Genomic DNA, 10,164 nt, shown 5'->3' with positions numbered 1-10,164 from the left:
CCGGTCGGCGACAGCACCCACGCCCGCAGATCGAGGTCGGAGCCCAGCAGGTCCAGGACCACGTCCGGGCCGCCGCCCGCCGGGCCCGAGGTCATCATCCGGCGGTGCCGGTCCACCACGGCCGCCAGATCACCGGCCCGCTCGCCGGACACCTGCCGTACGACATGCTCGGTGATCGTCGCGAACGCCACCGACTCGTTGACCGCGAACAGCGGCAGCCGGTGCTTGGCGCAGGCGGCCACGAGGTCGTCCGGGATGTCGCCGTCGCCGAGCTCTGCCTCGCCGGCGGCCAGCGCGGCCACCCCGGCGGACACCAGGTGCCGTACGAACGGCTCGGTGTCGGACGCGCTCCGGCGCCAGGCCAGACCGGTCAGGACCAGTTCGCCGCCCGAGAGGTAGCGGCTGGGGTCGCGCAGGTCGGTGGTCATCACCCCGCGTACCGTGCGGTCCAGCTCGTCCGCCCCGCCGAGCAGCCGCAGCCCCAGCGCATCGGTGTCCAGAAGTGCGCGCAGCCGCATCGCCGTCGCCGCCGTTCTTTGTCTAGAAAACTACGATGAACCGTGAGGTGCTGTGGGTGCGGGGCCGTGCGGGGCTGTTTCCCACGTTTCCACAGGGAATCGGAGGGGTTACTGATGACCCCCGTTCATACGAATCTACAAGATGCCCGCGCTGGCCAGCCAACTCCTTCATGGTTTCCGTGACTGACCCCGGGGAGCACGGCCCTGTGTACTGACCTCACGCTGCATTAACAGCGCATGAACGAGCCGGGCCCGCCGCACACGAACTGGCTTGATCCGTACGACCCACGAGACGAAGAAGAGAGCCGGTCATGGACTTCCTTCGCCCCGCCAGCTGGGAGGAGGCGCTCGCCGCGAAGGCCGAGCACCCCACCGCTGTGCCCATCGCGGGCGGCACCGATGTGATGGTCGAGATCAACTTCGACCACCGCCGGCCCGAGTACCTGCTCGACCTGAACCGCATTGGCGATCTCTACGAGTGGGAGGTCGGCGCGGACAGCGTGCGGCTCGGGGCCTCGGTCCCGTACACCCGGATCATGGAGCACCTGCGCGGCGAACTGCCGGGTCTCTCCCTCGCCTCGCACACGGTCGCCTCCCCGCAGATCCGCAACCGCGGCGGCGTCGGCGGCAACCTCGGCACGGCCTCCCCGGCCGGCGACGCCCACCCCGCGCTGCTCGCGGCCGGCGCCGAGGTCGAGGCCGAGTCGGTGCGAGGTACCCGGCTCATCCCGATCGACGAGTTCTACACCGGCGTGAAGCGCAACGCGCTCGCGCCCGACGAGCTGATCAGGGCCGTCCACATCAAGAAGGCGGACGGCCCGCAGCAGTACTCGAAGGTCGGCACCCGCAACGCGATGGTCATCGCGGTCTGCGCCTTCGGACTCGCCCTGCATCCGTCCACCCGCACGGTCCGCACCGGCATCGGATCGGCCGCGCCGACCCCCGTCCGGGCGAAGGCCGCCGAGGAATTCCTGAACGCGGCGCTCGACGAGGGCGGCTTCTGGGACAACGGCCGGATCATCACTCCGTCGGTCGCCAAGCAGTTCGCGGACCTGTGCGCCGCCGCCTGCAACCCGATCGACGACGTCCGGGGCACCGCGAGCTACCGCCGCCACGCGGTCGGCATCATGGCCCGCCGCACCCTGACCTGGACCTGGGAGTCGTACCGCGGCAGCGCCGCCCGCACGGAGGGAGTCGCCTGATGCGCGTCAATTTCACGGTCAACGGCCGCCCGCAGGAAGCGGACGACGTGTGGGAGGGCGAGAGCCTCTTGTACGTCCTGCGTGAGCGGATGGGGCTGCCCGGCTCCAAGAACGCGTGCGAGCAGGGGGAGTGCGGTTCCTGCACCGTCCGGCTGGACGGCGTTCCGGTGTGTTCGTGTCTCGTCGCCGCCGGTCAGGTCGAGGGCCGCGAGGTCGTCACGGTCGAGGGGCTCGCGGAGTACGCGCGGCAGAGGGGGTGTGGTCCAGAAAAGTATGACACTTCCGCGAAAAGTGACACACTTTTTTCGGAAGGGGTCCCCGCCCGGCAGGCCAAGCCCCTCGACTCCCAGACCGGCGAGGGCACCGAACTCGCCCCCATCCAGCAGGCGTTCATCGACGCCGGCGCCGTCCAGTGCGGCTTCTGCACCCCCGGTCTCCTCGTCGCCGCCGACGAGATGCTGGAGCACAACCCGAACCCGACCGACGCGGACATCCGCGAGGCGCTCTCGGGCAACCTGTGCCGCTGCACCGGCTACGAGAAGATCATGGACGCGGTCCGCCTGGCGGCAGCCCGGCAGGGAGAGGCGGTCTGACATGTCTGCCAAAGGCACCCCCATCGGCACTCCCACCAAGGTCACCCAGGGTTCGAAGACCAGGGGCGGCATCGGCGAGTCCACGCTCCGCCCGGACGGCACCCTCAAGGTCACCGGCGAGTTCGCGTACTCCTCCGACATGTGGCACGAGGACATGCTCTGGGGCCAGATCCTGCGCTCCACGGTCGCCCACGCCGAGATCGTCTCCATCGACACCGTCGAGGCGCTGAAGACCCCGGGCGTCTACGCCGTCATGACCTACGACGATCTCCCGACCGACGTGAAGAACTACGGCCTGGAGATCCAGGACACCCCGGTCCTCGCGCACGGCAAGGTCCGCCACCACGGCGAGCCCGTCGCGATCGTCGCCGCCGACCACCCGGAGACCGCGCGCCGCGCAGCCGCGAAGATCAAGGTCGAGTACCGCGAACTCCCGGTCATCACCGACGAGTTGTCCGCGACCGCGCCGGACGCGATCCTCATCCACGAGGGCCGCGACGACCACCACATCGGACATGTCCCGCACCCGAACATCGTGCACCGCCAGCCGATCGTGCGCGGAGACGTGGCAGCCGCCCGCGACCGCGCCGACTTCATCGTCGAGGGCGAGTACACCTTCGGCATGCAGGACCAGGCGTTCCTCGGCCCCGAGTCCGGTCTCGCGGTCCCGGCCGAGGACGGCGGTGTCGACCTCTACATCGCCACCCAGTGGCTGCACTCCGACCTGCGCCAGATCGCGCCCGTGCTCGGCCTGCCCGAGGACAAGGTCCGGATGACGCTGTCCGGTGTCGGCGGCGCGTTCGGCGGTCGCGAGGACCTGTCGATGCAGATCCACGCCTGCCTGCTGGCCCTGCGCACCGGCAAACCCGTGAAGATCGTCTACAACCGCTTCGAGTCCTTCTTCGGCCACGTCCACCGCCACCCCGCCAAGCTCTACTACGAGCACGGCGCCACGAAGGACGGCAAGCTCACCCACCTCAAGGCCCGCATCGTCCTGGACGGCGGCGCCTACGCGTCGGCCTCCCCGGCGGTCGTAGGAAACGCGTCCTCGCTCGGCGCCGGCCCCTACGTCATCGACAACGTCGACATCGAGGCCATCGCGCTCTACACCAACAACCCGCCCTGCGGCGCGATGCGCGGCTTCGGCGCGGTCCAGGCGTGCTTCGCCTACGAGGCCCAGATGGACAAGCTCGCCGACAAGGTGGGCATGGACCGGGTCGCGTTCCGCCAGCTCAACGCGATGGAGCAGGGGACGATCATGCCGACCGGGCAGCCGGTCGACTCACCGGCGCCGGTCGCCGAACTCCTGCGCCGCGTCAAGGCGATGCCCATGCCGCCGGAGCAGCAGTGGCTCGCGGCCGGAGAGGCCGCCGACGTACGGCAGTTGCCGGGCGGCCTGTCCAACACCACGCACGGCGAAGGCGTCGTACGAGGAGTCGGCTACGCGGTCGGCATCAAGAACGTCGGCTTCTCCGAGGGCTTCGACGACTACTCAACGGCCAAGGTCCGTATGGAGGTTGTCGGCGGCGAGGCGGTGGCCACCGTGCACACCGCGATGGCGGAGGTCGGCCAGGGCGGAGTCACCGTCCACGCGCAGATCGCCCGCACCGAGCTGGGCGTCACCCAGGTGACGATCAACCCGGCGGACACGCAGGTGGGTTCGGCGGGTTCGACGTCGGCGTCGCGTCAGACGTACGTCACTGGTGGTGCCGTAAAGAACTCCTGCGAGCTGGTCCGCGAGAAGGTCCTGGAGATGGGCCGTCGCAAGCTCGGCACCTACCATCCGGCCTGGGCCACCGCCGAACTCCTCCTGGAGGGCGGCAAGGTGGTCACCGACGGCGGTGAGGTGCTGGCCGATCTGGTCGACGTCCTCGAAGGTGAGGCCGTAGAGATCGAGGCCGAGTGGCGGCACCGCCCCACCGAGGCCTTCGACCTCCGTACCGGACAGGGCTTCGGGCACGTCCAGTACACCTTCGCCGCGCACCGCGCGGTCGTCGAGGTCGACACCGAACTCGGCCTGGTGAAGGTGATCGAGCTGGCCTGCGCGCAGGACGTCGGCAAGGCGCTCAACCCGCTGTCCGTCATCGGCCAGATCCAGGGAGGTACGACCCAGGGTCTCGGCGTGGCGGTCATGGAGGAGATCATCGTCGACCCCAAGACCGCCAAGGTCAGGAACCCCTCCTTCACGGACTACCTGATCCCCACCATCCTCGACACCCCGACCATTCCGGTCGATGTGCTCGAACTCGCCGACGAGCACGCCCCGTACGGGCTGCGCGGCATCGGCGAGGCCCCCACCCTGTCGTCAACTCCCGCCGTGCTCGCGGCGATTCGGAACGCGACCGGGCTGGAACTGAACAGGACACCGGTACGCCCGGAGCACCTCACCGGTACGTGACCCTCCGGGTCCCCAGTTGTTCGTCTCGGGCCGTCCCCCGGGTCGTCCATCCCAAATCCCGCGCACCGCCGATGGCGGCTCGCGAGTGCCCCTGTGAACCTTGGGAGATGGCCCCATGACCCAGCAGTCAGTGGAACCCAGGACCGCCGCCGAAGACGCGGGTGAAGGAACCCGCGTCCCGGCCGGCCGGTCCTGGCTCGACCGTTACTTCCACATTTCCCGGCGGGGATCGACCGTCGCGCGCGAGGTGCGCGGCGGAGTCACCACCTTCATGGCGATGGCGTACATCCTGCTGCTCAACCCCCTGATCCTGTCCGGCAAGGACGTGGCGGGGGACACGCTCGGCCAGAAGGGCCTGATCACCGCGACCGCGTTCGCGGCGGCTCTCACCACACTCCTGATGGGCTTCGTCGGCAAGGTGCCGCTGGCCCTCGCCGCCGGGCTCTCCGTCTCCGGGGTGCTCTCCTCGCAGGTCGCCCCGCAGATGACCTGGCCGCAGGCGATGGGCATGTGCGTGATGTACGGCGTCGTCATCATGCTGCTCGTCGTCACCGGCCTGCGCGAGATGATCATGAACGCGATTCCGCTCGCGCTGAAACACGGCATCACGATGGGCATCGGCCTGTTCATCGCGCTCATCGGCTTCTACAAGTCGGGCTTCGTGCACCAGGGCAGGGCGACCCCGGTCACCCTCGGTCCGGCGGGCGAACTCGCGGGCTGGCCCGTCCTGTTGTTCGCCGGCACCCTGCTCCTGATCTTCATGCTCCAGGCCCGCAACCTGCCCGGCGCCATCCTCATCGGCATCATCACCGGCACGGTCGTCGCCGCGATCCTGAACACCGCCGGGGTCATCGACCCCAAGCAGTGGGCGAGCGGCGCCGCCCCCGAACTGCACGGCAGCGCGGTGTCCATGCCAGACTTCTCGCTCTTCGGCCATGTGGAGTTCGGCGGTTGGGGCAAGGTGGGCGCGATGACGGTCGGCATGATCGTGTTCACGCTCGTGCTGGCCGGCTTCTTCGACGCGATGGCCACCATCATCGGCGTCGGCACGGAGGCCAAGCTCGCCGACGCCAAGGGCCGGATGCCGGGCCTGTCGAAGGCGCTGTTCATCGACGGCGCCGGCGGCGCGATCGGCGGCGTGGCGGGCGGCTCCGGCCAGACGGTCTTCATCGAGTCGGCGACGGGAGTCGGCGAGGGCGCCCGAACGGGCCTCGCCTCGGTCGTCACCGGACTGTTCTTCGCAGCCTGTCTCTTCTTCACCCCGCTCACCGCGATCGTCCCGCAGGAGGTCGCGTCCGCCGCCCTGGTCGTCATCGGCTCGATGATGCTGATGAACGCCCGGCACGTGGACTGGGCCGACCGCGCCACCGCGATCCCGGTCTTCCTCACCGTCGTCGTGATGCCCTTCACGTACAGCATCACGGCGGGCGTCTCCGCGGGAGTCATCTCGTACGTCGCCATCAAGACCGCCCAGGGCAAGGCACGCGAGATCGGCGCCTTCATGTGGGGCCTGACGGTCATCTTCCTGGTGTACTTCGCCCTCCACCCGATCGAAGGCTGGCTCGGCGTGCACTAGCCGCTGCCCCAACTCCCCTTCCCCACAACCCCGTCAGGAGACCGAGATGCTGGACATCGCCGAAGAGCTGCACCGGTGGGTCGAGCAGGGCCGCGACTTCGCCGTCGCCACCGTGGTGGCCGTCAGCGGCAGCGCACCCCGCCGACCCGGCGCCGCCCTCGCGGTGGACACCGACGGCACGGCGATCGGCTCGGTCTCCGGGGGCTGCGTGGAAGGCGCGGTCTACGAACTGTGCCAACAGGCCCTCACGGACGGCGAAACCGTCCTGGAGCGCTTCGGCTACAGCGACGAGGACGCCTTCGCCGTGGGCCTGACCTGCGGCGGAGTCATCGACATCCTCATCACACCGGTACGGGTCGGCGACCCGGCCCGTACCGCGGTCTCCACCGCGCTGTCCGCCGCCGCGAACGGTGCGGCGACGGCGCTGGCCCGGATCGTCTCCGGCCCGGCGGAACTCCTCGGCCGCGCCCTCGCGGTACGCCCCGACGGCTCGTACCCCTACGACTACGACGGCGGCTTCGGCGCCCACCCCGAACTGGACCGCACGGTCGCCGCCGAGGCCGCTGCCCAGCTGGACGCCGGCCGCACCGGCATCGTCGAGATCGGCGAGCAGGGCTCCCGCTGCGGGGCCCCGCTCACGGTCCTGGTCGAGTCCTCGGTCCCGCCACCGCGGATGATCGTGTTCGGCGCGATCGACTTCGCCTCCGCGCTGGTCCGCATCGGCAAATTCCTGAACTACCACGTGACGGTGTGCGACGCCCGCCCCGTCTTCGCCACCAGGGCCCGTTTCCCCGACGCCGACGAGATCGTCGTCGAGTGGCCCCACAAATACCTGGAGCGCACGGACGTCGACGCCCGCACGGTCCTGTGCGTCCTGACCCACGACGCCAAGTTCGACGTACCACTGCTCCAGCTCGCGCTCCGCCTTCCGGTGGCGTACGTCGGCGCGATGGGCTCCCGCCGCACCCACCTCGACCGCAACGAGCGGCTGCGTGAAGTCGGCGTCACGGAAATGGAGTTGGCGCGGCTGAGGTCCCCGATCGGCCTCGACCTCGGCGCCCGGACACCGGAGGAGACGGCCCTGTCGATCGCCTCCGAGATCGTCGCCAACAGGCGTGGCGGCAACGGCGTCTCACTGACCGGCGCGCACACCCCGATCCACCACGACGCGAGCTCGCTGCCCGCCCGGCGGATCGGTTCGGTGGCCTGAGAGGCGGGGAAATGGGTTGCGAGCCCGGTGTGCCCCCGCCTTCCATGGGCCCATGGTGTCCACCGACCGACTGCTCGCCTTCGCGGCCCTGTCCTTCCTGCTGATCATCGTCCCCGGCCCCAGCGTCCTGTTCGTGATCGGACGGGCACTGGCCCACGGCCGCCGGGCCGCGCTGACCACCGTGCTGGGCAACACGCTCGGCGCCTACCTCCTCGTCGTGGCGGTCGCCCTCGGCGTCGGCACGCTGGTGGAACGCTCGATACTCGTCTTCACGGCACTCAAGCTCGCCGGCGCCGCCTACCTCGTCTACCTCGGGGTGAAGGCGTGGCGTCAACGCGGTTCGCTGCAGGCCGCGTTCACCGGCGAGGAGGCGCCCCCGCACAGCGGCCTGCGCACCCTCTGGGAGGGCTTCGCCGTCGGGATCGCCAACCCCAAGACGATCGTGTTCTTCGCCGCCGTACTGCCCCAGTTCGTGGACCGCGAACAGGGCCATGTGACAACGCAGATGCTGCTGCTCGGCCTCGTCTTCAACCTCATCGCCGTGCTCTCCGACAGCCTGTGGGGCCTGGTCGCCGCCACCGCGCGCGACTGGTTCGCCCGCTCCCCACGCCGCCTCTCCGCGGTCGGCGGCGCGGGCGGCCTCACGATGATCGGCCTGGGCGTGACGGTGGCGGTGACCGGCCGCACGGACTGACGTCGCAGGCACCGACCCGACAAGGACTTCGCTACGGCAGTCTCAGCAGCCCGTTCACGGCCCGCCCGAACATCGACCGCGCCGCCCACCGCAGCGGCCCGTCGAAGAGCCGCGGCAGGAACCGCACCCGCAGCTCCTCCTGCCAGACCACGCGGCTACGGCCCCCCGGCCCCGGCCGCACCTCGATCTCCGCCCAGCCCAGCACCACCCGCCCCCGCTTCTCCAACCGCACGAGACCCGGTTCGTCGTCCGCCGGCGGTCGCCACACGGTGACCACCATCCGGTCGTCGAAGGCGAGCGGGCCGAGCCCGGAGCGGGCCACGAACACCGTGCCCTCACCGGTCGGCGGCGGAGTGACCACGGTGACCCGGGTCAGCGGGACCACCTCGGCGTGGCGCGGCCACTCCGTCAACCGGCGCCACGCCTCCTCAAGGGGGAGCGGTGCCGTGCGTTCGAGACGGAAGTTGACCATGTAGGGATCGTAGAGAACGCTTCTTGGTCGGCGGTACTTTCAGCGAGGGCTCACATCCTTGGCCCATCGGTTCATAGGCACGCAGACGTACACCACAGGGGGAGTCGGTCGTCATGCCACTGAAAGCCTACGGCGTACTGATCACGCGGGCGGTGGACACCCGGCGCGAGGGCGCAGCCGGTACACCGCACTATCAGATCCACCTCACGGACGACTCGGGCACGCACTTCCGGGCCGCCGTCAACGTCCTGTCCTCGGAGAAGCCCTCCGAGCTGCTCTACCTCGTCAGTGAGGACTTCCAGCACCCGGTCACGGCCCGCCTGGAGTCCCTGCCGAGCGGCTGGAACACCCTGCTGCCCGGACCCGGCGGCCCGAACCTCGACTTCGTGCGCGGCAACCTCTTCGACCCGGCGCAACTGCGCACCCTCCCGCCGGACGCGAGCGGCCCCGACAACGACCTCGCCGACCTCCTCGACCACTACGTACGACGCGCGGTCGACGACCCGGACGCCCGCCTGTACGTCTTCGGCGAGCGCTTCGGCCCCGAACCGACCGTCAAGGACAAGGTGTTCGGCTTCCTGCCGGGCAACGGCGTCCACGACATCCATATGAACCAGGGCAACAGCCGCCGCTTCAGCGGCGACGACGGGGTCTGGCAGGACGGCGGCATCCTGATCCACTTCCCGGCGCAGTCGCGCTGGGTCGGCATCTTCCTCGCCTTCCAGAGCCAGTCCTGGCACACGGACGACACCACCGGCCACACCCTGGAGGGCACCGACGGTTCGCGCAACGAGCCCGGCGGGCAGCCCGTCCGGGTCGTGGCGGCCCTGGTCAACCCCCGTGGCCCGGCACCCGAGCCGGAGAGCGTCACCCTCCTCAACGCCTCACCCGACCCCGTCGACCTGACCGGCTGGCACGTCCGGGACCGGCTGGGCAACTCCTGCGCGGTACCGGCACCCGGCCCCCTCGCCGCGGGCGCCCCGCTCCTCGTCCCGCTCACGGACGGCGTCCAACTCGGCAACCAGGGCGGCGAGATCACCCTCCTCGATGCCAACGGCCTGAAGGTGCACGGCGTTTCGTACACCGCCGACCAGGCCGCGCGGGAGGGCTGGACCGTGGTGTTCTGACGCTGCCCGGAACCTCCCTTCCGTACCGCGTGCGGGTACGGCACCATGAGCCCGACCCGCACCGCACCACCGGCCGGAGGGTGTCCCGTGGACCGCGAACTGCACGCCAGACTCGACGAGTTGCAGCGCGACCCGTACCCGCACTACACCCGGGCCCGGCAGACCGAGGGCCTCACCCACCTCACCGAACTCGACGCCTGGCTCATCGCCCGGGACGCCGACGTCCGTGAAGTCCTGCGCCGCCCCGAGGACTTCTCCTCGGCGGTCGCTCTCCGGCCCGACGTGCTGCCGTCGCCCGCCGCGCTCGCCGTCCTCGGCGGCGGCTTCGGTGGGCAGCCGGTGGTCGTCAGCGCGGACGGCGCGGAGCACCAGCG

9 protein-coding genes and 1 pseudogene are annotated in these 10,164 nt (G+C 70.3%); 8 read left to right on the top strand and 2 right to left on the bottom strand.

The genetic code is table 11. The annotated features are described in order from the left end of the window. Positions 1 to 518, bottom strand: a 518-nt coding sequence (locus tag R6V09_RS35985; RefSeq protein WP_317885666.1) for a PucR family transcriptional regulator ligand-binding domain-containing protein, incomplete at its 3' end; no start/stop codon positions are given. Between the two features lie 311 nt (positions 519 to 829). Here R6V09_RS35985 and R6V09_RS35980 point away from each other — a divergent pair. From R6V09_RS35980 to R6V09_RS35955, 6 genes are all read left to right on the top strand, one after another. Next, complete coding sequence (locus R6V09_RS35980; RefSeq protein WP_317885665.1) at positions 830 to 1,720, top strand: FAD binding domain-containing protein; 891 nt, start codon at positions 830 to 832, stop codon at positions 1,718 to 1,720. After that, positions 1,720 to 2,313, top strand: a complete 594-nt coding sequence (locus R6V09_RS35975) for a (2Fe-2S)-binding protein (protein WP_317885664.1) — start codon at positions 1,720 to 1,722, stop codon at positions 2,311 to 2,313. Before R6V09_RS35980 ends, R6V09_RS35975 begins: the two co-directional genes overlap by 1 nt. Position 2,314: 1 nt before the next feature. Further along, the gene (locus tag R6V09_RS35970) at positions 2,315 to 4,711 is read left to right on the top strand and encodes a xanthine dehydrogenase family protein molybdopterin-binding subunit (RefSeq protein ID WP_317885663.1); all 2,397 of its coding nucleotides are present in this window, start codon (positions 2,315 to 2,317) and stop codon (positions 4,709 to 4,711) included. Positions 4,712 to 4,826: 115 nt separating this feature from the next. Then, positions 4,827 to 6,287, top strand: a complete 1,461-nt coding sequence (locus R6V09_RS35965; RefSeq protein ID WP_317885662.1) for an NCS2 family permease — start codon at positions 4,827 to 4,829, stop codon at positions 6,285 to 6,287. 46 nt (positions 6,288 to 6,333) lie between these two features. After that, a complete protein-coding gene (locus R6V09_RS35960) occupies positions 6,334 to 7,497 on the top strand; it encodes an XdhC family protein (protein WP_317885661.1) in 1,164 nt (387 codons plus the stop codon). A 52-nt stretch (positions 7,498 to 7,549) separates the two neighbouring features. After that, positions 7,550 to 8,191, top strand: a complete 642-nt coding sequence (locus R6V09_RS35955) for a LysE family translocator (protein WP_317885660.1) — start codon at positions 7,550 to 7,552, stop codon at positions 8,189 to 8,191. 31 nt (positions 8,192 to 8,222) lie between these two features. Here R6V09_RS35955 and R6V09_RS35950 read toward each other — a convergent pair whose 3' ends face one another. Next, positions 8,223 to 8,663 carry an SRPBCC family protein gene (locus R6V09_RS35950; protein WP_317885659.1) on the bottom strand — a complete coding sequence of 147 codons (441 nt, stop codon included), beginning with the start codon at positions 8,661 to 8,663 and terminating at the stop codon, positions 8,223 to 8,225. Between the two features lie 113 nt (positions 8,664 to 8,776). Between R6V09_RS35950 and R6V09_RS35945 the strand changes: the two genes are divergently transcribed. Both R6V09_RS35945 and R6V09_RS35940 read left to right on the top strand, forming a co-directional pair. Beyond that, positions 8,777 to 9,790, top strand: coding sequence for a DUF2278 family protein (locus R6V09_RS35945; protein ID WP_317885658.1), 1,014 nt, complete (start codon positions 8,777 to 8,779; stop codon positions 9,788 to 9,790). Between the two features lie 87 nt (positions 9,791 to 9,877). Continuing rightward, positions 9,878 to 10,164, top strand: a pseudogene (locus tag R6V09_RS35940) (cytochrome P450); the annotation flags it as partial.

It is taken from the genome of Streptomyces sp. W16, assembly GCF_033194735.1.
Classification (GTDB): Bacteria; Actinomycetota; Actinomycetes; order Streptomycetales; family Streptomycetaceae; genus Streptomyces.
This window is presented reverse-complemented; position numbering and strand designations above follow the sequence as displayed.